This window comes from Pseudomonas sp. Colony2 (genome assembly GCF_019382755.1).
Taxonomy (GTDB): domain Bacteria; phylum Pseudomonadota; class Gammaproteobacteria; order Pseudomonadales; family Pseudomonadaceae; genus Aquipseudomonas.
Window position 1 is genome coordinate 4599907 of record NZ_CP080030.1, and the last position, 22478, is coordinate 4622384.

At 62.0% G+C, this 22478-nt stretch carries 20 protein-coding genes and 1 pseudogene; 10 read left to right on the forward strand and 11 right to left on the reverse strand.

The window, feature by feature from the left end; genetic code table 11:
- Positions 1-116: 116 nt before the first annotated feature.
- From JV201_RS18365 to JV201_RS18380, 4 genes are all read right to left on the reverse strand, one after another.
- Complete coding sequence (locus tag JV201_RS18365) at positions 117-959, reverse strand: DUF4123 domain-containing protein (protein ID WP_219405850.1); 843 nt, start codon at positions 957-959, stop codon at positions 117-119.
- Entirely contained in the window at positions 959-3001 is a 2043-nt protein-coding gene (locus JV201_RS18370; protein ID WP_219405852.1) for a type VI secretion system tip protein VgrG, read from the reverse strand. The genes JV201_RS18365 and JV201_RS18370 overlap by 1 nt, the downstream gene beginning before the upstream one ends.
- 311 nt (positions 3002-3312) lie before the next feature.
- Positions 3313-4302 carry a diaminopimelate epimerase gene (locus JV201_RS18375; protein WP_003219528.1) on the reverse strand — a complete coding sequence of 330 codons (990 nt, stop codon included), beginning with the start codon at positions 4300-4302 and terminating at the stop codon, positions 3313-3315.
- Entirely contained in the window at positions 4299-5060 is a 762-nt protein-coding gene (locus JV201_RS18380; RefSeq protein ID WP_219405854.1) for a FadR/GntR family transcriptional regulator, read from the reverse strand. The genes JV201_RS18375 and JV201_RS18380 overlap by 4 nt, the downstream gene beginning before the upstream one ends.
- 234 nt (positions 5061-5294) lie before the next feature.
- Here JV201_RS18380 and JV201_RS18385 point away from each other — a divergent pair, with 234 nt between their 5' ends.
- From JV201_RS18385 to JV201_RS18415, 7 genes and pseudogenes are all read left to right on the forward strand, one after another.
- Positions 5295-6035, forward strand: coding sequence for an SDR family oxidoreductase (locus tag JV201_RS18385; protein ID WP_003219525.1), 741 nt, complete (start codon positions 5295-5297; stop codon positions 6033-6035).
- 28 nt (positions 6036-6063) lie between these two features.
- Positions 6064-6909 carry an ureidoglycolate lyase gene (locus tag JV201_RS18390; protein WP_102604551.1) on the forward strand — a complete coding sequence of 282 codons (846 nt, stop codon included), beginning with the start codon at positions 6064-6066 and terminating at the stop codon, positions 6907-6909.
- A 20-nt stretch (positions 6910-6929) separates the two neighbouring features.
- Positions 6930-8207 (forward strand): L-fuconate dehydratase, encoded by a 1278-nt coding sequence (locus JV201_RS18395; RefSeq protein ID WP_219405855.1) that lies wholly within the window; start codon positions 6930-6932, stop codon positions 8205-8207.
- A gap of 37 nt (positions 8208-8244) precedes the next feature.
- Positions 8245-9105, forward strand: a complete 861-nt coding sequence (locus JV201_RS18400; protein ID WP_023658957.1) for an amidohydrolase — start codon at positions 8245-8247, stop codon at positions 9103-9105.
- The gene (locus tag JV201_RS18405; protein ID WP_219405856.1) at positions 9102-9875 is read left to right on the forward strand and encodes an SDR family oxidoreductase; all 774 of its coding nucleotides are present in this window, start codon (positions 9102-9104) and stop codon (positions 9873-9875) included. Before JV201_RS18400 ends, JV201_RS18405 begins: the two co-directional genes overlap by 4 nt.
- On the forward strand, positions 9872-10219 hold the full coding sequence (locus JV201_RS18410) for an L-rhamnose mutarotase (protein WP_219405857.1): 348 nt from the start codon (positions 9872-9874) through the stop codon (positions 10217-10219). The genes JV201_RS18405 and JV201_RS18410 overlap by 4 nt, the downstream gene beginning before the upstream one ends.
- Positions 10220-10270: 51 nt before the next feature.
- Positions 10271-11490, forward strand: a pseudogene (locus JV201_RS18415) (sugar MFS transporter).
- On the opposite strand, the gene JV201_RS18420 reads toward JV201_RS18415, so the two are convergent.
- Positions 11432-12253, reverse strand: a complete 822-nt coding sequence (locus tag JV201_RS18420; protein WP_257903236.1) for a helix-turn-helix domain-containing protein — start codon at positions 12251-12253, stop codon at positions 11432-11434. The pseudogene JV201_RS18415 and the gene JV201_RS18420 sit on opposite strands and share 59 nt — an antisense overlap.
- A 92-nt stretch (positions 12254-12345) precedes the next feature.
- Here JV201_RS18420 and JV201_RS18425 point away from each other — a divergent pair, with 92 nt between their 5' ends.
- Together JV201_RS18425 and JV201_RS18430 are read left to right on the forward strand one after the other, a co-directional pair.
- Positions 12346-12591, forward strand: a complete 246-nt coding sequence (locus JV201_RS18425; RefSeq protein WP_008432748.1) for a hypothetical protein — start codon at positions 12346-12348, stop codon at positions 12589-12591.
- A gap of 278 nt (positions 12592-12869) precedes the next feature.
- A complete protein-coding gene (locus tag JV201_RS18430) occupies positions 12870-14021 on the forward strand; it encodes an MFS transporter (RefSeq protein WP_087693074.1) in 1152 nt (383 codons plus the stop codon).
- A 46-nt stretch (positions 14022-14067) separates the two neighbouring features.
- Here the strand turns inward: JV201_RS18430 and JV201_RS18435 are convergent, their stop codons facing one another.
- From JV201_RS18435 to JV201_RS18455, 5 genes are all read right to left on the reverse strand, one after another.
- Positions 14068-14682 carry a hypothetical protein gene (locus tag JV201_RS18435; protein WP_008432744.1) on the reverse strand — a complete coding sequence of 205 codons (615 nt, stop codon included), beginning with the start codon at positions 14680-14682 and terminating at the stop codon, positions 14068-14070.
- 926 nt (positions 14683-15608) lie between these two features.
- Complete coding sequence (locus JV201_RS18440) at positions 15609-16580, reverse strand: type III secretion protein (protein ID WP_219405858.1); 972 nt, start codon at positions 16578-16580, stop codon at positions 15609-15611.
- 222 nt (positions 16581-16802) lie between these two features.
- Positions 16803-19208: a TonB-dependent receptor gene (locus JV201_RS18445; protein ID WP_177048446.1), complete on the reverse strand. Its 2406-nt coding sequence runs from the start codon at positions 19206-19208 to the stop codon at positions 16803-16805.
- Between the two features lie 96 nt (positions 19209-19304).
- The gene (locus JV201_RS18450; RefSeq protein ID WP_087693093.1) at positions 19305-20279 is read right to left on the reverse strand and encodes a FecR family protein; all 975 of its coding nucleotides are present in this window, start codon (positions 20277-20279) and stop codon (positions 19305-19307) included.
- A gap of 32 nt (positions 20280-20311) precedes the next feature.
- Entirely contained in the window at positions 20312-20812 is a 501-nt protein-coding gene (locus tag JV201_RS18455; protein WP_219405859.1) for a sigma-70 family RNA polymerase sigma factor, read from the reverse strand.
- A gap of 147 nt (positions 20813-20959) precedes the next feature.
- Between JV201_RS18455 and JV201_RS18460 the strand changes: the two genes are divergently transcribed.
- Complete coding sequence (locus JV201_RS18460) at positions 20960-21517, forward strand: GNAT family N-acetyltransferase (RefSeq protein WP_219405861.1); 558 nt, start codon at positions 20960-20962, stop codon at positions 21515-21517.
- On the opposite strand, the gene JV201_RS18465 is transcribed toward JV201_RS18460, so the two are convergent.
- A complete protein-coding gene (locus JV201_RS18465; protein ID WP_177009183.1) occupies positions 21495-22379 on the reverse strand; it encodes an EamA family transporter in 885 nt (294 codons plus the stop codon). The two genes, JV201_RS18460 and JV201_RS18465, sit on opposite strands and share 23 nt — an antisense overlap.
- Positions 22380-22478 lie beyond the last annotated feature (99 nt).

Genomic DNA, 22478 nt, shown 5'->3' on the forward strand with positions numbered 1-22478 from the left:
AATTCGCCGGCAAATCGACTTCCAAGATGAAACTGTCCGCCGGCTTCATCGCACAGCCAGAAACAGCCAGCCCGCCACAAACGAACAGCCCTCGCCACACGCCCGACATAAATCCCCTACGCATCCTGCTGCTCCCGCTCCACCCGACGCCACTCCCCAACCACCCGCTGAAAATGATCCTCCGCCACTTCCCCACGCATCGGCTGCCATCGAATAAGCACGTCCCCAGTGGCTTCCAACAGCCGCCGCACGACCAAAAACTCCAGCTGTTCCGGCCTGTCCCATTGCCAGGCCCGCGCTTGCTCCAGCACCTGCGCCAACCAGACTCTCGGGTCTTGAAACTCAACCAGTGCGCTCAACGCCTCGCTGTACTCGGCCAGCAGGTAACGCAGGATATTGGCTTGCAGAATCACTCCCGCCTGGGGATTCGGCACCTCCAGCCACGGCGCAGGATCGGGTACCGGATACGCCCCCGGAGCCGGGTTATCGACACAACTCCAACGCTCACCCTGCCAGTAACACACGCCGATCAGCGGCCCGAGAAAAACAGGCCAGTCCCGAGCAGGCAGGTGAACCAAGGCCCGCGCCAAGGTGCGGTTATCGTGGAAGCGGTACAGCGCCTGACTGCCCGCCGTTCCCACCACCAACCTGTCGCGCCAGTGCCGGGTAACACCCGATAAATCATCACCAGCCAGGCTGCCCAACCAGCCCCAATTACGCTGGGGGTTTTGCAGCAAACCCACCAATGCGGGCTCGCTGACATGGTCGAGCAACAGGAGCATCGGCCCATCCGCTGCCATTTCCGATGCGACGGTTTCACCAAAGAGGCAGCGATACTCAGCGACCGTGCGTGTCGCCAGCAGTACCCCACGCGCATCGCTTTCACCCTGTAGAACCAGGCACAGCCGGCGCCCTGCCTGCTGCTGTTCAGCCATCCACTGGCCAGGCGCGATCTCCATCAAGCCGCCCTCCCCGTGGATTCGCACAGGCCTTCACGGCAGCGCTCGCACACTGGACAGAAGTCCGCATCCAGTCTTCTGGCCAGCTCCATGACTGCGCCTTGGATAACCGAAACCTTCGGCCCATCCGCTGCAAATGCGGGCGAAGCAGCCACGTCACCCGGTCCAACTGGGTTGGCTGTGCGAATCACGGCAGGCGCACCGCCCAACGTGATCGGCCGACTGCTGAAAATCCCGCCGGCCTGAATCAGCAAATGCTCACCACCGGCCTTGAAGCTCAACTGCGCACCGGCATCGATAACCAGATTGGCCCCCGCCTTCAGATGGACCTGTTGCCCCGCTTCGATCACCAGGGTATGGCCGACAAGGGTCTGGCTGTTGCCCTGCACGTGCAAGTGATCATCAGCCCCAAGCCGAACCTTGCGGTCGCCGGCGATGCTGCGGTGTTCCTCGTCTTCCAGGGTGGTGGCACTCAAGCCGTGGATGGTTTCCCGACGTTCGCCCACCACCTCCAGCCGACTGTCGTGGCCGACCTGCTGCTCCAGATCGCGTTGGGCGCGCAGGTAGATGAGTTCCTGGCCGCTGCGGTCCTCGAGGTGCAGCTCGTTGGCCCCCGCCCCGCCCGGCGAACTGCGGCTGCGTAGCACACTGCGGGTCTTGTGTTGGGGCAACGGATAGGCAACAGGCTGCAAGGTATTGGGCAGGCAACCATTGATCACTGGCCGATCTGGATCACCTTCCAGGAACGTCACCAGTACCTCCATGCCCACACGCGGGATCATCACCGCGCCATAGCTGTCACCCGCCCATCCGGACGCCACACGCACCCAGCAGCTGCTCTTGTCGTCGTGCTGGTCCAGGCGGTCCCAATGAAAGCGAATTTTCACCCGGCCGTGAGCGTCGCAATGCACGTCTTCACCCTCGGGCCCGGTGACGGTTGCGGTCTGGCTGCCACTGATACGCGGTTTGACGTGCTTGAGCGGCGGGCGGTAAGCGGCGCGCCAGGGCGTTGCGGTAAATCGATTGCGATAGCCGTGGAATGCCTCGACATCCACCACCGCCTCCTCCAGCACCTGCGGTTGATAGCCTTCGTGACGCACGCCGGTGATCAGCCACAAGTCATTACAGGTGCGGTCCGGATGGCCGCGCAGTTCCAGGAAATGCCCGCTGCGCAAAGCCGGCTGGTCACTGCGGCCCAGGGCCCGATGGCGGTCGCGTTGATGACGTTCCAGGCCACGCCGGGCCAACTGCGAACCTCGCAGATGCCCCGTGAATCCCGCGGGGTATTGATAGTCTTCAAGTGCCGGGAAAGACCCGGCCTGCTCCTGCAAGCGCAGCGACGGATGTTCGAAGTCGTAGTCACGCCGAACAACCTGAGCACTGCGCGTGGCCAGGCGCACATCGAAACGCTGGATCACCAGCGTTTCGGCAGCCGGGCCTCCGGCCGGGCAGTAGCGTTGCGCCGGCAAACGACGAAACACCGTCTGATCATCACCCAGCACCAGTACATGGGCGTCTGCACTGTGGCGAAAGTGGTAGTGAATGCCCTCTTCCTCGCACAACCGCTGGATAAAGTGCAGGTCGGTTTCCGCGTATTGCACACAGAACGTACGCGGTGGGTAAACCACCGGCCCCAGTTCGAAGGTATAGGCATCAGCAAGGATGCCGTGCTGCTCAAGCACTGCCGCGATAATTTGCGGCACGCTGCGCTGCTGGAAAATCCGCTGGTCGCAACGATGGGCCAGGTACGCCACGCGCGGCGCAAGGGTGAGGTGGTAGCGGGTCAGCCGCTGCCCCGGGCCTTCCCGGCCAATGCTGTAGATTTGCCCGTGCAGGCCTTCACCGGGCTCGCCAAAATCCAGATAGGCCGGTTGGTGAAGTAACTTCTCCAGATCCAGGCTGGGGTTTTCACTGACCCACTGCACTTCAATGAAAAAAGGCTGGTCAATCGTTTCGCTGCCTTTAAAAGCCAGCACCTGAAATGCCTGGTTCATTCCTGCAACGACCAGTTTGAAACGTGACGAAACAAGCGTATTGAACATCCGTTGTTACCCGCCATTCATTGTCGAGCTGAAATAACTTCTCCCGTAAAACGCAGATAAAGCCACTCAATTCGAAGCCGATAAAAAGTGCCTGAACCCCAGGAATACTAGCGATTTCAGGCGAAATTCGGCCGCCTCAAAATAAAAAAGAAGATTCGTACATTGATATTGGAAGGGTCTTTTATAAATACAGAAATGCAGTTAAACAGCCAGTACTGACTAACGAGAATACTCTTACACCACCATTCACCAGAGCTGCTTATTTATAGAGAAACAGCTGACAAAGATGATTAAGCCCGCCACTGCCTTTTTCAAACTTCCTGCAGCCGCGCAGTCCCGAACAGGCTAACGCTCAGCAACTCACCCGGCTCTGCTTGCAACCGTACGGGTGCGGTACCGCCCGGCATCACCACCGCCACCTGACCCGCCGTCACCCATCCTACAGACCAGGCGGCGCATGCCACCGCACTGGCGCTGGTCCCGGAGGACGCCGTGGGCCCCTCACCACGCTCAAACACCCGCGCGATCACGCGATTGCCTGAATCCCGGGCGACCCATTGCAGGTTGACCCCGGAAATACAAGGTTGGCCGGCCCCGGCAGGTGGTGCGAAAGCAATCGCCCTCAGCGGATCGAACCAGGCTGATCGATGCAGCTGGGCGTTGTCCGGCAACGCTGACGCGTCCTGTACCAGCGTCACACAATGCGGGTTGCCCACACGCACAAACTGGCTGTGATTCCACTCGGGGTTGAGCGCAGCCAGTGGCGAAACATGGCTCACCTCAGTTCCCTCAAGCGAGACCGCGCCCACACCAACAGCCCCTACCGCCAAAGGCCCGAACTCGGGACGCCCCAGCGCCAGCCAAAACCCCTGGACCTGTTCGTACTCCGCCGGCTCAACCCGCGTAACCACCGGCGACAGTGCGTCTGTCTTGTCGTGATGCACCCGCAACTCACAGCCTTGCGCCATCAATCCCTGGTCGGTCAACGACTGGGCAAAGATCGTCAGGCCATTGCCACTGCGTTCGGCCAGGGAACCGTCGGTGTTGACGATCAACAGGTCAAAAGGCGGCGCGGCCTGGAACGGCCCCACCAACAAACCGTCACAACGATGCGCCTTGGCCTCGGCCGGGCGCGGCAACTCATCCCAACCGCACTCGGCGGCAATCGCCGCCAATGCCCAAACACCTCGGGTGCCAGCGGCCAAGTCGGCACGGTCCGGCACGTCGATACCCTTGCTGCGTAACTGCGCCGGGCTTACCACCCCGTAGATATTCCCGCGGGCGTCGTAGAACAGGGTCATTGCGCAGTCCGCATAAAGATTCGTACCACCTCTTCCAGGTGCTTGCGCATCGCCTGTCGCGCACCCTCCACGTCTCGCTGTTCCAGTGCATCGAGGATCTTGCGGTGCTCGTCTTCCGAGCGATGGGGCATGTCGTCCGAGGTGTAATGCGCCTGCAACCGCTGGAACATGCTGCCGTAACGATGCCCCAGCAAATGCGCAATCATCAACGCATACGCCGGATTGCCCGAGGCCTGGGCGATGCGAATGTGAAACAGACGATCGCCCGGATGGGTATGGGAACCGTCGCGGTTATCCTGCACATTACGCTCGAAGGCCTCGCGGATCCCCGCCAGCTCTTCGTCGGTGGCATGTTTGGCGGCCAGGGCGGCGGCTTCCGGCTCAATCAGGCGACGGGCCTGGAGCAGGGAAAACGGTGGAATCTCGGCATTGAAGTCGACGTGCAGGTTGAGTTCCGGATCTAACTCTTTCCATTGATCCCGGGTGGCCTGGGCCATCACCGGTTCCTGGCTGACTGTCGGTTGCACGGGTTCACACACCAGCACGCCGTTGCCCACCCGCACGTCTACCAGGCCGATCACCTCCAGGGCAATCATCGCCTCACGCACGGAAGCGCGACTCACGCCCAGCAGTTTGGCGAGTTCACGCTCAGCTGGAAGTCGACTGCCCGGCGGAAATTCTCCGCTGTCGATCAACGCTCGCAACTGGTCGGCAATCTGTCGATAAAGACGTTGGTTATCAATCACTTGAAATGGCATCTAGGCTCAGCTCGATTCATGCACAGCACGGTCAAAGCGATCAACCCGCGAAAAAGCCGCTTGTTGACCGGGATGACCCATGCTAAAAATTGGATCAATGGCCTGACCATTGGATCGTTTCCAGTGTGCTGATCATAGCAAACCCACCAGGGTTCGCTATGCCGCAGATACAGGTGTTTCACGCCCTCAATGGCCTGACCATTGAGCCAATAACAATAATCAAGGGAGTCTGTCATGGACCTCACCGGTAAACGCGTGCTGATCACCGCCGCCGCCCAGGGCATTGGCCGCGCCAGCGTCGAAGCCTATCTGGCGGCGGGGGCCGAAGTGATTGCAGCCGACATCAATCAACAGGCACTCGCCGGCTTGCCGGGTGCGCAAACGGTGGTGCTGGATGTCACCGACGCCAGCGCCATCCAACGCCTTGCCGCCGAGATCGGCCCTCTGGACGTGCTGTTCAACTGCGCAGGCGTGGTGCATGCCGGCAATATCCTCGAATGCCCGGAAAGCGACTGGACGTTTGCCCTGGACCTGAACGTCACCGCCATGTACCGCATGATCCGCGCGTTTCTGCCGGGGATGCTGGCGGCGGGCGGCGGCTCGATCATCAACATGTCGTCGGTGGCCTCCAGCCTCAAGGGCGTGCCCAACCGCTTTGCCTATTGCGCCAGCAAGGCGGCCGTCATCGGCCTGACCAAATCCGTCGCGGCCGACTTTGTTACCCAGCGCATCCGCTGCAACGCTATCTGCCCGGGCACCGTGGAGTCGCCTTCGCTGCAGCAACGCATCGTCGAACAAGCCCGCCATGAAGGCCGTCAACAGGACGAGGTGTACGCCGCCTTCACCGCGCGCCAGCCGATGGGACGCCTGGGCACGCCCCAGGAAATTGCCCAGCTGGCGCTGTACCTTGGCTCCGATGCCAGCGCGTTTACCACCGGCACCACCCAGATCATTGACGGCGGCTGGAGCAACTGACCGCCCACTTCCAATAAGAGGATTGCTCATGAAATTGCTGCGCTATGGTGAAAAAGGTCAGGAACGCCCGGCCCTGCTGGACGCTGATGGACGTCTGCGTGACCTGTCCGCCCACATCAGTGATATCGCCGGTGACGCCCTGCTCCCGCAAAACCTCGCTCGCCTGCAAGAACTCGACCCCGCGAGCCTGCCCCTGGTACCGGGCAATCCGCGTTTGGGCGCCTGTGTCGGCCAGGTAGGAAAATTCATCTGCATCGGCCTGAACTACGCCGATCACGCTGCCGAAACCGGCGCCCCCATCCCTGACGAACCGATCATCTTCAACAAGTGGACCAGCGCCATCGTCGGCCCCAACGACAACATCGAAATCCCCCGCCACTCCACCAAGACCGACTGGGAAGTGGAGTTGGGCGTGGTGATCGGCCAGGGTGGCCGCTACATCGAGGAAAGCCAGGCCATGCAGCACGTGGCCGGCTACTGCGTGATCAACGATGTCTCCGAGCGCGAGTTCCAGCTGGAACGCGGCGGCACCTGGGACAAGGGCAAGGGCTGCGACACCTTCGGCCCGCTCGGCCCCTGGCTGGTCAGCCGCGATGAGATCGCCGACCCGCACCAACTGTCGATCTGGCTGGAAGTCGACGGCCACCGCTACCAGAACGGCAACACCCGCACGATGATTTTCCAGATCCCCAAACTGATCAGCTACCTCAGCCAGTTCATGAGCCTGCAACCGGGGGATGTGATTTCCACCGGCACCCCGCCCGGTGTCGGCCTGGGGATCAAGCCCACGCCGGTCTACCTCAAGCCCGGGCAAAAAATCCGCCTGGGTATCGAAGGCCTCGGCGAACAGAACCAGACCACGGTCGACGCCTGACAAGAGACTAGGAGCCGTTCATGACTACCATTACCGCGATTCGCGTCGAAGATATCCGCTTTCCTACGTCCCAGTCCCTGGACGGTTCCGACGCCATGAACCCGGACCCGGACTACTCGGCCGCCTATGTGATTTTGCAGACCGACAACCCGGCCCTTGAAGGCCATGGCCTGACCTTCACCATCGGCCGTGGCAACGAGATTTGCTGCGCGGCGATCCAGGCCATGCAGCCGCTGCTGGTGGGCTTGACCCTGGAATGGATCGCCGAAGACATGGGCCGCTTCTGGCGGCATGTCACCAGTGACAGCCAGTTGCGCTGGATCGGCCCGGACAAGGGCGCAATCCACCTGGCCACCGGCGCGATCGTCAATGCCGCGTGGGACTTGTGGGCCAAGGCCGAAAGCAAACCCCTGTGGCGCCTGGTCGCCGACATGAGCCCGGAACAGCTGGTGCGCTGCATCGATTTCCGCTACATCACCGACTGCATCACCTCCAGCGAAGCCCTGGCCTTGCTGCGCCAACGCGCCGAAGGCAAGGCTGAACGCCTGGCCGACCTGCAAGCCAACGGCTACCCCTGCTACACCACCTCCGCCGGCTGGCTCGGTTACGGCGACGAAAAGCTGCGCAGGCTGTGCCAGGAAGCGGTGGATGCCGGCTTCAACCACGTCAAGCTCAAGGTCGGCCACGACTTGCAGGATGACCTGCGGCGCGTACGCATCGCCCGCGAAGTATTGGGCCCGGACCGCCAATTGATGATTGACGCCAACCAGGTGTGGGAAGTCGACACCGCCATCGATTGGGTGCGCGAATTGGCGTTTGCCAAGCCGTGGTTCATCGAGGAACCCACCAGCCCCGACGATATCGAGGGCCATCGCAAGATTCGCCAGGGGGTGGCGCCGGTCAAGGTCGCCACCGGCGAGATGTGCCAGAACCGGATCATCTTCAAGCAATTGATCATGCGCGAAGCCATCGACGTGGTGCAGATTGACGCCTGCCGCCTGGGTGGGGTGAACGAGGTGCTGGCAGTGATGCTGATGGCGGCCAAATATGGCCTGCCCGTGTGCCCGCATGCCGGCGGTGTCGGGCTTTGCGAGTACGTGCAGCACCTTTCGATGATCGACTACCTGTGCATTGCCGGCACCCACGAAGGCCGGGTGATCGAGTATGTCGACCATTTGCACGAGCATTTCGAGGAACCTTGCGTGGTGCGCGGTGCGGCCTATCTGCCGCCGAAGGCGCCGGGCTTTTCGATCCAGATGAAAGCCGCGTCCCGGGAGCAATACCGCCACCGGCCGTGAGCTGAACCGCAATTTGAATGGACGGAGCACAATAACAATGTCGTCCCCATCACCTTTGAGGCTCGATGCGCACCAGCATTTCTGGCGCTACCGGGCCGCTGATTATCCGTGGATCGGTACGGCTGAGGCTGACCTGCGGCGGGACTTTCTCCCACAGGACTTGCGGCCGTTGCTCGACGCTGCCGACCTGGATGGCTGCATTGCCGTGCAAGCCCGCGCCGGTGAGCAGGAAACCGACGCGCTGCTGGAAATGGCGCGGCAGCACCCATGGATACTCGGCGTCGTCGGCTGGGTCGACCTGTGCGACCCACGCCTGGAACAGCACCTGGAACAGTGGCGCGACGCACCGGGACTCAAGGGCTTTCGGCATCAGATTCAGGATGAGCCTACGCCTGCCAGCTTTATGGCCGATGCCAGGTTCTCCCGTGGCCTGCAACACCTGCAGCAACAAGGCTACGTCTACGAGGTGCTGATCCGCTGCGCCGACCTCGACGCCGCGACAGCCCTGTGCCAGCGCCACGACCGGCATCATCTGGTGCTGGACCACCTGGGCAAACCTGACATCGCCAACGGCCCCGTCGGTTGGGCCGAACACCTGGCGCCACTGGCCGCCCTGCCCCACGTCAGTTGCAAGCTGTCGGGCCTGCTCACCGAAGCCGGGCCCGAGCAACGCAACGCCCGAGCCCTGCGCCCCTACATCGAACTGGCGCTGGAATTGTTCGGCGCCGAGCGCCTGATGTTCGGTTCGGACTGGCCGGTGTGTCTGCTGGCCGGGGAATACCAGGGCACCTGCCAATTGCTGCAACAAACCCTCGGCCCACTGTCGCCCGATGAACAGCAGGCCATCTGGGGCGGCACGGCCCAGCGGGTCTATCACCTTGAAGGAAACTGCCCATGAATCTGCATTTGCAGGACCGCGTGATCATCGTCACCGGCGGCGGCTCGGGGATTGGCGCCGCCATTTCCCTGGGATTGGTTGCCGAAGGCGCAATCCCGGTAATTTTCGGCCATCAACCGTTGTCGCCGGCCTTCGCGGCCGAGCTTGAGCAGCACGGTCAAAGCCACTTCATCCGTGTCGAGTTGCGCGATGAGGACGCCTGCCGCGCAGCCGTCAACGAAGTGTTGCGACGTTTCGGACGCATCGACGGCCTGGTGAACAACGCCGGGGTCAACGACGGCGTGGGCCTGGATGCGGGCCGTGCAGCGTTCGTCGAATCCCTGGAAAAGAACCTGATTCATTACTACTTGATGACCCACTTGTGCCTCGATGCCCTCAAGGCCAGCCGCGGGGCAATCGTGAATATCAGCTCCAAGACGGCCCTCACCGGCCAGGGCGGTACCAGCGGTTATACCGCCGCAAAAGGTGCGCAGCTGTCACTGACCCGGGAATGGGCCGCCTCCTTGCTGGAGTTCGGCATCCGGGTCAATGCCGTGGTGCCCGCCGAGGTGCTGACGCCGCTGTATCAACGCTGGATCGACGGCTTCGACAACCCCGAGGCCAAGCTCGCCGCCATCGTCGAAAAAATCCCCTTGGGCAAACGGATGACCACTCCCGAGGAAATTGCCGACAGCGTGCTGTTCCTGCTCTCACCCCGCGCCTCCCACACCACCGGACAGTGGCTGGTGGTGGATGGAGGCTACACCCACCTCGACCGGGCGCTGACATGAGCGGCCAACGTTACTGCCTGGCGCTGGACCTGATCGACGATGCGGCATTGATCGCCGAGTACCAGCAGCTGCATCGACGCATCTGGCCTGCCGTGGCAGAGCATCTGCGCAGCCAGCAAATCCTGGAAATGCAGATCTGGCGCCTGGGCACGCGGCTGTTCATGGTCATGGACACCGCGGCCGGGTTCAGCTTCGAAGGGCTGGACCACGCTGCACGCGCCAACCCCGACGTGCAAGCCTGGGAAACCCTGATGTGGCGCTTCCAGGCCCCCACGCCGTGGACTGACCCCGGCGGCAAATGGCAGCCCCTGGAGCAGATTTTCCTCCTTACCGACCAACCCTGATACCCGCTGCATCGCACGCCTTGATCCCATAAAAACAACAGGAGAAGCGTCATGTTAAGCAAAGATACACACCTGCCAGGCACCCGTGCCGTGCCGACCTATCGCTGGGCGCTGATGCTGGTGACCAGTCTGTTTTCCTCTGGGGCTTGTCCTACGGTTTGCTCGACGTACTGAACAAGCACTTCCAGGAAGTCCTGCACGTCAGCAAGGCCCAGTCCGGGCTGTTGCAAAGCGCCTATTTCGGCGCGTACTTCCTGATTGCCCTGCCGGCCGGGTTGTTGATGGACCGCCACGGCTACAAGGCCGGGATCCTGCTGGGCCTGTGCCTGTATGCGACGGGCGCGCTGCTGTTCATGCCGGCGGCTGCGGCGGCGAGCTTTCCGTTTTTCCTGTTCGCGCTGTTTGTCATCGCCTGCGGCCTGGGCTGCCTGGAGACCGCTGCCAACCCCTATGCCACGGTGCTGGGGGAACCCCAGGGCGCCGAGCGGCGGTTGAACCTGGCGCAATCATTCAATGGCCTTGGCCAGTTCTTCGGCCCGCTGATTGGCGGCGCGATGTTCTTCAGCGCCGGCAGCACACCGGCCTCGGACATGAGTTCGTTGCAGACCACCTACGTGGTGATCGCGGTCCTGGTACTGCTGGTGGCGCTGCTGATCGCCCGCACGCCGCTGCCGGATTTGCGCGCCCAGGAACAGGCACTGCAACCGACGGCCGGCAAGGGTCTGTGGCAGCACCGGGAGTTCGTCGGTGGGGTGATCACGCAGTTTTTCTATGTGGCGGCCCAGGTCGGAGTCGGCGCATTTTTCATCAACTACGTCACCGAGCATTGGGCACAGATGGGCAATCAGCAAGCCGCCTACCTGCTGTCGATCGCAATGCTGGCCTTCATGTTCGGGCGCTTTTTCAGTACCTGGCTGATGGGCCGGGTCAGCGCGCAGAAGCTGCTGCTGATTTATGCGCTGATCAATATCGCGTTGTGCGGCCTGGTGGTGATCGGCCTGGAAGGTATCTCGGTGATCGCGCTGATCGCGGTGTTCTTCTTCATGTCGATCATGTTCCCGACGCTGTTCGCCATGGGCGTGAAGAACCTCGGGCCGCACACCAAGCGCGGCAGTTCGTTCATGATCATGGCGATCGTCGGCGGCGCCCTGATGCCCTACTTGATGGGCAAGGTGGCGGACAACAGCACAGTGGCGCTGGCTTACCTGTTGCCTATGGGGTGTTTCGTGATTGTGGCGGTGTATGCCCGTAGTCGCTTGCGCCATCCGTGAAGTACCGCCCCGGCGTCGTCCCGAACGTACGCCGGAACATCGCAATAAAGGCACTGACGTTTTCATAACCCAGGTCCAGCGCAACCCGGGTCACGGGTGCATGCGCCGCCAGCAACTCCAGGGCGCGCAACAACCGTGCGCGCTGGCGCCACTGGCTGAAGGTGAACCCGGTCTCGGCAACAAACCGCCGGGCCAGGGTACGCGGCGAGACACCGGCCCACTGCGCCCAGTGTTCCAGCAGGCGGTTGTCGTCGGGACTGTCGGCCAGCGCCTGGGCGATGCGCAACAGGCGCGGGTCCCGGGGCAGCGGCAAGCCGAATGGTTCCTGGGGCAACCCGGCGATTTCATCAAGGATCACCTGGGCGATCCGTGACTGTGGCGGCTCGAGCAGCAGCTGGCTCCAGGTTGCCGCGCGCCTGACGGCTTCCAGCAACAAGGCCGACGTGGCGATAACGCACGTCTGTCGGGGCAGCCCTGCGCATGCCTGGGGTTCGACATACACACTCCAGCCATCAAACGGCCCGTGGGAACGCAAGGCGTGGGAACAATCGGGGGCAATCCACACCGCGTGGGTGGCCGGTACTACCCAATGCTGGTGCGCCGCCTGCACCGACAACAACCCGCGCTGGGCTCCGAGCAATTGCCCGCGGGCATGCTGATGAAGGGCCGTGGTGCGTGCTACCGGACTGCTGCGCAACGTCGCCACCAGCAACGGACCGCCGGTCGCATTGGCGAGCTGGGCTGAAACGAGTGTTGACGGCATATGGCAGCTTTACCGTATTGAATGACCTGGATAAGGCAGTGTAGCCATTTGCGCACGCCCAGACTGCGGATTCATTCATTGAGGGCTCCGCCATGCGTGCAGAAGACGTGCTTCCCGACCATCTCGACCAAGGCCAATTCAATGGCGTGACCGTGCGCAAGGGCACGGTGGGCGCATTCCTCGCCAACGCCAGAACCTGGTGCGATCCGGCCACCCCGGACGAGCAGCGCTTGCTGGCCGAACAGGACATCCTGCAAGCCCTCCCCGCCCTGCAGGCCCTGGGCCTGTTTGAAGTGTTGCAGGTGCGGGATGGCAAACTGGCGCGGCTGCTGAAGTGAGAGGATCGGCCTGGAAGGTGGTAATCCGTCGCTGGAAGCCCGGGGTTCACCAGTTCTCGCGGGGATTACGCACCTTCCAGGCCACCTCGCACCTCAAGTGGTTACTTGTCCTACGAACTGATAGTGGTTGGAAAGGCCCGTCGCGTTCCATGATCCTGGAAAAAATGTTTGGCCCTGTGTTCAGGCATGCCAAGGGAACCCGGCTCGCTCGATACGGCCTGATGTGCAAGGATGTTGCGCTGCACATCGTTCGTTGAACGCAAAACCAAGGATTTTTCATGACCGCCATCAGCACCCCAGCGCCCGTGGTACCCGGGCGGCTGGAACAAATGTCGACCCGCATCGCGTTTTTCATCGCCGGCTTCGGCATCGCCGCCTGGGCACCACTGGTGCCTTATGCCAAGGCCCGCGCCCAACTCAATGAGGGCACCCTCGGCCTTTTGCTGTTGTGCCTGGGGGTGGGCTCGATGATCGCAATGCCGGTCGCCGGGGCCCTGGCGTCGCGCTACGGTATCCGGCGAGTGGCCACCGGCGGCACCCTCCTGATCTGCCTGGGCCTGCCGATGCTGGCCACCGTCACCTCGATTCCCTTGCTGATGGCCGCGCTGTTTGTGTTTGGTGCCGGCCTGGGCACGGTGGACTCCACGGTTAACCTGCAAGCGGTGATGGTCGAACGGGCCAGCGGCAAGACCATGATGTCGGGCTTCCACGGGCTGTTCAGCCTGGGCGGGATCGTCGGGGCGGCAGGTGTCAGCGGGCTGCTGGGGTTGGGCTGGTCGCCGTTGCAGGCCACCCTCGCCGTGATCGTCGTCATCGTAGTGGCCTTGCTCAAGGCCGGGCCACACCTGCTGCCTTACGGCAGTGAAAGCTCCGGGCCGGCCTTTGCCGTGCCCCACGGCGTGGTGCTGTTTATCGGCTGCCTGTGCTGCATCGTGTTTCTTGCCGAAGGCGCCGTACTGGACTGGAGCGCGGTGTTCCTGAGCGCCGAGCGCGGCCTTGACGAGGCCTATGCGGGCCTTGGCTACGCAGCCTTTGCCTTGACCATGACGGTCGGGCGCCTTACCGGCGACAGGATAGTTCGCCGCCTGGGCGCAACCCGGGTGATTGTATTCGGCGGCGCGCTCGCCGCCGGCGGCATGCTGTTGGCGACGCTATTCCCTGCGTGGGAAACCGCCCTGCTGGGGTATGCATTGGTCGGTGCCGGGTGTTCGAACATCGTACCGGTGCTGTACACCGCCGTCGGCAAGCAGACCGTCATGCCGGAACACATTGCGGTGCCCGCCATCACCACCTTGGGCTACACCGGCATTCTCGCCGGCCCTGCGGTGATCGGCTTCATCGCCCATGGCAGCAGCTTGAGCACTGCCTTTGTGCTGATTGCCGTACTGCTGATCGGTGTGGCGATCAGCGGGAAAATACTGCGGGTCTGACCACCCAGCCCCATCACGCCTCGTACATTAAGGCGTCAACCCGGGGTCATTTGGCTTTCTGGAGTTCCAGCCAGCGATCAAGGGTTTTGTTGCTGAGCCAGCCCGCCTGGTGATGGCTGCCGAAAATTCGCCGACCGCTGTCGGCGGTGTTTTCCAGCGACCGCAACAAGCCCGGCCGGTCCACAAGGTTTTTCGCCATATACACCTGCTGTTCGTCGTATTTCTTCTTCGGTAGCCCCGTGGCCGGGTCCAGTACAACTTGGCCATGGCTGTCGAGCTCATCCGGGTCTTTGCTCATCATCGCCAGCACCTCGATGTTGACGTAGCAGATCTGCTCGAAAAACCCCATGCGGTCCCGCGACCGGTCCCGTAACTCGGTGAACATTTCCTTGAACAGACGGACGAGATCGGCATTGTTTTTTGTGTGGAAAGGGTCCGGGCTGAAGGCACTGGGATCGCTGTTGCCGAACACGACGTTCTCGGCCTGTGCCAGGCTTTCGCGGGTGATGTAGCCGTCCTGGTCGAGGATCGCATCGATCAGGCGCGGACGCTGGATGATCGCCTTGGCAAGCAGGATAGCGCTGTCGGCCTCTCGGCTGGCACCGAGCTTTTTACTGGCGATTCGTTGCAGTGAAGACAGCTTCAGTCCGTCAGTTCTCATGGAGTTTTTTCAGCATGGCAAATTGGGCGTTCGCCGCGCTCACCAAATCGCTGTCCGGCAAACGAATGTAGGGATTGGGCCCGCGGAGGCGGCTGGCCACTTCGTTCTGAAGCCCCAGGTGTTGCAGCAGACTCCTGCAGTGACTCTCTCCCCGCAAAGGAGGCCGATAGCCTGATGAGCGGACAGGCGCCCCGCCGGATTGATGGCTGTGCTTTCGCGCAGCCTCACCGGGTTCACTTGAAGCGGCGTGAATTGCCCGTGTACCGCCGTCCAGTGCCGGGGCAATACAGGGTGTAGCACCGAGGTGCTGGCAGACCGACCCGCCGTTGATTGTCATGATTCATCTCCACCATTTTCCGGTTCCACATTGACCTGGTCATCATCCCGGCAATCGCCGTATCGCTCAGGTGAAAACAGGCCAAAGGTGTGTGGTGTGCCGGTGGCAATGGTTCCGAGATAGAGCAGCGTTCCAATGACAACATGTAAAAACCGAAGAATCAGTCGGCTTTTCGAGACCCTGGCGAGGTCGGTTTTGTCTCCTGCCAAAGGTCTTTGATCGCTGCGACCATAGCGCCCATCACCGCGCGCAACGGGCGTAACCCAGGCGCGAGGGAGGCAGGCAACTGCCCGTGCGGCAACATGCCTTTGATGAAGTCGTCAGCCGCCGGCGCCTGGAATGTGTGCTGCCCGGTGAAGTTCTTCACTCGCCGGGCTTCGGCGCCCTCTTCGCACCGTTTGCCCGGTGCGGCAACGGGGGGCGGTTGCAGGGTATCGCTGCCCGTCGGCGCAAGACAGGCTGGCTGATAGCCAGGATTGTGCGATCCACACGAAGGTGTAGCCATGTCTGAGCCCTGGCTGAGAGTTTGAAAGCAGCGGATTGATCAAGGCAGGTCATCACGCCGCGAGAGGGTCGCGGCGTGATCGAGCTAAAACAGGTTCAGAGAGAGGTGGCGCAGGGCGGCTCTGCCGATCTTGCCGTCATACCGGTCAAGAGAGTCCATCAGCGTTAACAGGCTTGAGCGCTGAGTGACTTCCTTGGCCAACTCGATGAGCCGCTGTTGCTTTGGGTCGCTCGACGACGATGCGGCCAATTTTTTCAAATCTTTGATACTGATGGAGCGGCTCCAGATACCCTTCAGGGCGTCGAAGTCCTTCAACATCTGTTCGGCGAGCTGTTTGTCGGTCTTGTACTTCAAGGCATTGCCGGAGTCGAGCACGGCGTTGAGGTCCCGCCGGGAGATTCGACCATCCAGATCACCGGTCCTGCCGGCTCGGTCAAAGGCTTGTATTACGTCTGGGCGTCGCAGCAGTTCCCGGGCCAACAGAATGTTCTCATTACGGTCCTGGTCGTTGGTCAACCGTCTGCCCGCCATCTCCTCCAGGCTTTGTTTTGTGATGAAGGGCTGGCCCGGCACCGTGAACGCATCAAATTTTTTCTTGAGGAGGTTCCCCAGTTGATCGGGGGTTTGCCTCGAATAGTGTGGGTCCGGGCGACCGTATCCCGGGTCAGGCTTGCAGGGGGTCGGACGGCAGTGTCCGGGAAGAGGCCTGAGTGGAATGGAAGGGTCAGGACGACCATAACCGGGGTGAGGCCGGAACGGATTGAACAGCTTGTGCAGAAAGTCCTGAAGCTGTCCGATCAGCCCGCCCAGGAACGAGTTTGCATAGGACGCCCGGAATGAGTTGTTGGCGGCACCATGGGGATCCATCGTGCTCTGCGTCGTCGTCCAATTCGAATATCCCGGGCCGATCCCATTCTGTGGCACGTTGAAGCTGATGTGGATCGACCCCTGCCCGGAGCGTGAGCGTGACTGCGTCGATGTGGCGGCATCAGTATGCGGCTGCGCGGCGTTATCAGAGGGGTTGGCAACAGTTGAGTTGGATAAGGTTACCGACATAGGCATCTCCAGTTCGGCGTATTGACACGATTCACTCCCGGCTCAAAGACACCTCGGCGATACAAGGTATCCCATGGAAAGTGGGCACCTCCTTGTGTGGTAGACCTGTCGGATTCAGTTCCTGCGGACGCAGAAAATCGTTAGAAAAAGAGTAGGAAGAACGGCTATGGCGAGGGGGCTTGCGCCCCCTCGTCACTGTCGATACCTGGGATCAGGCACGCATCAGAAGCCGACGCTGGCCTGCACGAAGAACGTGCGCGGTTCACCCAGGTAGATCCCGGAGTTGTTGTCGCTGGAGCGGGTGTAGTGTTCCTGGTTGAACACGTTTTTTACCCCGACGCCCAGCTTCAGGTTCGACAGTTGCGCACCGAAGTCATAACCGCTGCGCACGTTGACCGAGACGTAGCCGGGAATATCCCCGTACTGGCCATCAGCAGTCGGCTGGGTGATGTAGGTGGTACCGGTGCCCGGCGCACGCTGGCCGGACTGGGCATAGACGTCCAGGTTGTGGGTCCAGTGGTTGATGTCGTAACGCAGCCCCAGGGTGGCCACTTCACGGGAGTACAGCGGCAAGTCGCGGCCCTTGAAGGCAACGTCGCCTTCGGAGGTAGCCCTGGTGTAGGTGAAGCCGGCGTTGGCGGTCAGGCCGTCCAGGCGCGGGTCGAGGTTCGACAGGTCGTAATGGGCCGACGCTTCGATGCCCTCGTGCTTGGTAGCGCCGAGGTTGGTCCAGCCCACATCGTTGCTGACGTATTGCAACTCGTCCGAGAAGTCGATGTAGAACAACGTCACTTCGCCGCCCCAGACGTTGTCGTTGTAGCGGGTACCGATTTCGTAGGTCTTGGCTTTTTCCGGGTTCAGGCCGTTCGCGGTCTGGTCGCCGTTACCGCCCTGGCCCAGCTGGAAGTATTGCAGGCTGCCGAAGGAGGTTTCGTAGTTGGCAAACAGCTTCCAGGCATCGGAGACGTGGTACATCACGCTCAGGGCCGGCAGCGGTTCGTTGTTGTGGATCTCGCGGCGCTTCTCCTGAACCGTGGCGCCATTGAGGCCTACCACCGGACGGTCGTGCCATTCGGTGCGAATCTGCTCAAAGCGAATGCCCGGGGTGACGGTCCATTTGCCGATATCAATCTTGTTGTCGATATAGAACGAGTTGGCCTCGGTGCCACCGGTACGGTCCTGGTACACGTGGCCGTCACTCTGGCCCACGGGCGTCGGCACGTTGTTGACCAGCGCCAGGCTGGTGGCCTGCTCGTGCATGCCTTCCTTGAGGTAGCGATAACCGACGCTGACTTCCTGGGTGCTCGGCCCCAGGTCAAATACATGGGACACACGCGGCTCGATGCCGAAGGTGTAGTAGGTGCGCGGGTAGGAACCCAGGGTCTTCAGGTCGCGGTTGGCGATGTTGCTGCCGCGGAAACTGTCGGAATAGTAGGTCAGCACTTCAGCCTGGGTGCGGTCGTCGATCTGCCGGATGTACTTGAAGGACATATCCTTGCGCCGGCCATTGAAGTTGTCCCAGTCACGTACCGATTGATACGGGTTGGCGTCGTACTGCTTCTGGGTCAGGCCGCCGGGCATGTCGGCGCTGGCGTCGTAGTAGTGGAAATTCAGCGAGAAATCGTCTTGATCGGTCGGCGCCCAATGGGTCTTGAAGATCACGTCGTCGATGTCGTTGGAGTTGTTGCGGTCGCGGTAACCATCGCCCTTGGTCCCGGAATACAGCAACGCAGCACCGATACCGTTGTCGGCGGTGCCGCCGATGAAGGCGTTTTCAATGTGTTTCCAGCCGCCGTGGGCCGCGGTTTCCAGGGTGGTGCCGACTTCGCCGGAGAATTTTTCCGGGATGGCCCGGGTGACGAAGTTGATCACGCCGCCGACGTTCTGTGGTCCATAACGTACGGAGCCTGCGCCACGCACCACGTCGATGCTGTCGAGGTTGCCGGAGGAAATCGGCGCCATCGACAACTGCGGCTGGCCGTAGGGTGCAAACGCTGCCGGTACGCCGTCGATCAATACCGTGGAGCGTGGCGACAGACGCGAGGTCAGGCCGCGTACCCCGACGTTGAGGGAAATATCACTGCCACCGGTGCCGTTGGCCTCCTGTACCTGCACCCCGGGAATGCGCCGCAGCACGTCACCGACGTTCATCGCGCCCTGCTCCACCATGGCTTCACGGCGCACCACGGTGCGCGCGCCCGGGTGGTTCTGCACCACTTCGGCATTCGCGTCGCCGAGCCAGTCGCCAACCACCTTGATGTCGGTGGCACCCAACTCCAGCGGCGAACCGGCTTCGCCGGTGCCCTTGCCCAGCGGGCGCAGGGTCACGGAGCCCGCATCGATCTGGTAATCCAGGCCGCTGCCCTGCAGCAACTGGCGCAGCGCTTGTTCGGGCGACAGGTTGCCGTCGACGGCCGGGGCTTGTTTGCCGGCCACCATGTCGGGGCTGAAGAACACTTGCAGCGACGTCTGCTGACCCAATTGGCTCAAGGCCGAACCCAGGGACTGGGCCTGGATATGAATGCCATCGTCAGCATAGGCCGCCGGCAGTGCGGCGCTGACGGCCAGCGCCAGGGCGAGGGGTGCCCAGCGCGATGATTTATTGTTTTTCATGGCGAGTTTTTTCACGTCGAACGTAGTCCTGTGATCGCAAGAGAGTGCGGCTGTTAATGCAAACCAGTTGCAGTTGCACAAGAAGACGAAGAACTCGAAAAAAACCTGAATCTATCGCGAAATTATTTCCTGGCTACCGTCCGGCAAGGTGCGCAAGGCCACCGGAAGAATGTGCGGCAAGGCCTTGAGCAAGGCGTCGGTGTCGGTGGATTTGAACACGCTGGTCAAGCGCAGGTTGCTCACCGCGGGCGCGCTGACCCGCAAAGGTTGCTCGCGGTAACGTGAGACCTCCCGAGCCACTTCGCCGAGAGTGGCGTTGTTGAACACCAGTTTGCCGGTGCGCCAGGCCGTGAGCTCTTCAGGGTTGACGGCGTAGGCAGCCGCCACCTGGCCCCGGGTATCCACATGGGTGCCCCGACCGGCCGTGAGCATCACGATGTCATCGGATGAGCGCCCTTGCACTTTGACCGTACCGGCCTCGACCACCACGCGGGTCTGGTCGTCATCGCGGCGCACGTCGAAACGCGTACCGGTGACCGTCACCTGCCCTGCCCCGGCGTCCACCACGAAGGGCCGGCTGGTGTCGTGCTCGACGCTGAACATGGCCTCGCCCTGCTTGAGCTCGATGCCGCGCTGGCCTTTTACATAGTGCACGGCTACCACGCTGCGGCTGTTCAAGTCCATCAGCGAGCCGTCGGGCAACGCCACCTGCCGGTGCTCCCCCAATGCAGTGCGGAACTCGGCGTTGTACGTCGCCGGATGATCCAGGCCACTGAACAACCCCAGGCCCAGGGCCACCGCCAGCACACTTGCAGCCACTGCATAACGCAGCACGGGCCGGCGCTTCGCGCGCGGTTGCGGGGCATCGCACAACGCCTGCAAGCGCGCCTTGGGCACCAGATCGGTGGCACTCCACAAGCCTTGCAGCACATCAAATTCGTACTGGTGCTCGGCATGCTCTGCACGCCAGGCATCAAAACGCTCGCGTTCTTCTGCGCTCAATGGGCTGTCCTGCACACGCACAAACCATTGCGCCGCCTCGTCGCGGGCCGTCGCGCTGCCGCAGGCACACTCACGGGTATCCATCATGGAAGATCCTGTTTCATAGCGGGCATTGGTCATGGTGCCATCGCATCCAGGCGGTCACGTAGATGCCGCAGGGTGCGGATCATATACTTTTCCACCATGTTTTTAGACAGGCCCAGGCGTTCGGCGATTTCCTGCTGGGTCAGGCCCTCGATTTTCTGCCAGATAAAAATCTTGCGGCAATTGAGCGGCAGCTCGGCCAGGGCTTGCTCGATGGAATCCGCCAGCTGGATCGCGTGCATGAAATGCTCCGGGTCGCCACTGTGGGGCGAACTCTGGTCAAAGGCTTCCAGGGCCATCGCCTCCCGCCGGTCTTCGCGGCGATAGGCGTCAACGGCGATATTGCGCGCCGTTTGATGCAGATAGGCGCGAGGTTGCTCAACCTTGGTGGCGCTGGATTCAAGCACCCGCACAAAAGTGTCGTGGGCCAGGTCCTCGGCCTGCTGACGGTTTCTCAGGCGGCGCGTCCAGGTCCCGATCAACTCTTCGTAGTGCTCGAAAAAGCCTGTTCTGCGGGGCGGCTGAGGAGTCATCAAGGAAGCACTGGGGAGGCGGGGTGTGAATAGTAATGCTTCCTATTAAGTGGAGCAATTGCTTCCCGTCGTCCTCTCTCCTTGACCCTTGTACATCCCGCCCAATCCCGGCAGCATTCGCCCGTGACTTTCACGGACGAGCACCTTATGACACTGCCCTTTTTCGCCCCCTTTCTCCTCACCACCGAGCGCCTGGGCCTGCGCCCTCCCCATCAGGATGACTGGCGCGCGCTGTTTGCCATTTGGTCCGACCCCGAGGCCATGCGCTACTTTTCCTTTCCCACCATGACCCGCGCCGAGCAAGCCGTTGAACGCTTCGGCCAATTGATGGAGGCATCGATTGCCGGTGAAGACCTGGTGTGCATGGTGGAGTTGCTGGCCACCGGCGAGGTGATCGGCAGTTGCGACCTGTTCAATGTCGACGAGCAATGCCGCCGCGCTGAAATCGGCTTTACCCTGGGCCGCCAGTATTGGGGCAAGGGCTACATGAGCGAAGCCGCCCGCGCCGTGATCGACCATGGGTTCAACACCGCCGGGCTGCGCCGCCTTGAAGCCGACATTGACCCACGCAACCTGGGCTCCGCGAAGCTGCTTGAGCGCCTGGGTTTCGTCCGCGAAGGCTTGCTGCGCGAGCGCTGGGTGGTCGGCGACGAGATCTCGGACAGCGCGCTGTATGGCCTGCTCAAGCGTGACCGTCCTGCCTGACCCACAACGGGCGCCCCTTCTTCAGGCCGACGATCAGGGCCAAGAGGATCAAGCCCATGGCCTGCCACTGCGAAACCCCGGGGCGCTCACCCAGGATCAGCATTGAGCTGACGATGCCGAACACCGGGATCAGCAGTGACAGGGGCGCCACCCGGGAAACCGGGTACTCGCGCAACAGCAGGTTCCAGCCCCAGTAACAGAAGTGCGTCGCGCCATACACCTGGAACGCCAGCGAGAACAACGCCACGCCGTTCAGTTGAGCAGGCAAAGCGATAAAGGCTTGCGAGCCATCCAGCAGCCACGTCAACAGCACCAGCGGCAACGGCGCAAACAGGCTGGCCCAGACTACGAAGGCAAAGATCTCCCGCACCCCGGAGACCTTGATGATGATATTGCCGATGCTCCAGGCCAACGCGCTGAACAGCACCAAGGCAAACCCCAGCATCGTGGCCGCGCCCTGCACACTCAACAGCATGCCCACCAGGCCCATGGCCGCCAGCGCCACGCTGATCAATTGCGGCACGGACAGGCTTTCACGAAACAGCAGCACGCCCCAGCCCATGGTGAAAAATGCGCTGAACTGGATCAGCAACGACGCGCTGCCGGGCGGCACGCCCATGGCGATCCCGAGGTTGATCAAGGCCCACATCGCCACCCCGAATATCAAGCCATAGGCCGCCAGCCACTTCACCGCGACCTGGGGCCGGCGCACCAGAAACACCCAGGGCAACGCCGCCAGGGTGAACCGCAGGGCCGTCAGCAACAGCGGGTTGATCTCGGCCAGGCCGAGTTTGGTAATGGGGAAATTGAGTCCCCACACAGCCGTCACCAGGACGGCCAGTAACAGGTGTTTTTGCTTCATCGTGACGGGTCCATTGACTCGGTGGCACGACAGGAGGCCGTGCATCCGACAGATTTTTTCGTAAACCGCGATGGCCCGCCTGCGATTGTGGGTCAACAA

Excerpts from the sequence above, each read along its gene's own strand:
- JV201_RS18465 (WP_177009183.1), bottom strand. The coding sequence starts at position 22,379 with ATGAAGCAAAAACACCTGTTACTGGCCGTCCTGGTGACGGCTGTGTGG.
- JV201_RS18430 (WP_087693074.1), top strand. The coding sequence starts at position 12,870 with ATGACCGCCATCAGCACCCCAGCGCCCGTGGTACCCGGGCGGCTGGAA.
- JV201_RS18405 (WP_219405856.1), top strand. The coding sequence starts at position 9,102 with ATGAATCTGCATTTGCAGGACCGCGTGATCATCGTCACCGGCGGCGGC.
- JV201_RS18450 (WP_087693093.1), bottom strand. The coding sequence starts at position 20,279 with ATGGATACCCGTGAGTGTGCCTGCGGCAGCGCGACGGCCCGCGACGAG.
- JV201_RS18365 (WP_219405850.1), bottom strand. The coding sequence starts at position 959 with ATGGAGATCGCGCCTGGCCAGTGGATGGCTGAACAGCAGCAGGCAGGG.
- JV201_RS18435 (WP_008432744.1), bottom strand. The coding sequence starts at position 14,682 with ATGAGAACTGACGGACTGAAGCTGTCTTCACTGCAACGAATCGCCAGT.
- JV201_RS18425 (WP_008432748.1), top strand. The coding sequence starts at position 12,346 with ATGCGTGCAGAAGACGTGCTTCCCGACCATCTCGACCAAGGCCAATTC.
- JV201_RS18460 (WP_219405861.1), top strand. The coding sequence starts at position 20,960 with ATGACACTGCCCTTTTTCGCCCCCTTTCTCCTCACCACCGAGCGCCTG.
- JV201_RS18420 (WP_257903236.1), bottom strand. The coding sequence starts at position 12,253 with ATGCCGTCAACACTCGTTTCAGCCCAGCTCGCCAATGCGACCGGCGGT.
- JV201_RS18440 (WP_219405858.1), bottom strand. The coding sequence starts at position 16,580 with ATGTCGGTAACCTTATCCAACTCAACTGTTGCCAACCCCTCTGATAAC.
- JV201_RS18380 (WP_219405854.1), bottom strand. The coding sequence starts at position 5,060 with ATGCCATTTCAAGTGATTGATAACCAACGTCTTTATCGACAGATTGCC.
- JV201_RS18410 (WP_219405857.1), top strand. The coding sequence starts at position 9,872 with ATGAGCGGCCAACGTTACTGCCTGGCGCTGGACCTGATCGACGATGCG.
- JV201_RS18370 (WP_219405852.1), bottom strand. The coding sequence starts at position 3,001 with ATGTTCAATACGCTTGTTTCGTCACGTTTCAAACTGGTCGTTGCAGGA.
- JV201_RS18400 (WP_023658957.1), top strand. The coding sequence starts at position 8,245 with ATGTCGTCCCCATCACCTTTGAGGCTCGATGCGCACCAGCATTTCTGG.
- JV201_RS18385 (WP_003219525.1), top strand. The coding sequence starts at position 5,295 with ATGGACCTCACCGGTAAACGCGTGCTGATCACCGCCGCCGCCCAGGGC.
- JV201_RS18455 (WP_219405859.1), bottom strand. The coding sequence starts at position 20,812 with ATGACTCCTCAGCCGCCCCGCAGAACAGGCTTTTTCGAGCACTACGAA.
- JV201_RS18375 (WP_003219528.1), bottom strand. The coding sequence starts at position 4,302 with ATGACCCTGTTCTACGACGCCCGCGGGAATATCTACGGGGTGGTAAGC.
- JV201_RS18395 (WP_219405855.1), top strand. The coding sequence starts at position 6,930 with ATGACTACCATTACCGCGATTCGCGTCGAAGATATCCGCTTTCCTACG.
- JV201_RS18390 (WP_102604551.1), top strand. The coding sequence starts at position 6,064 with ATGAAATTGCTGCGCTATGGTGAAAAAGGTCAGGAACGCCCGGCCCTG.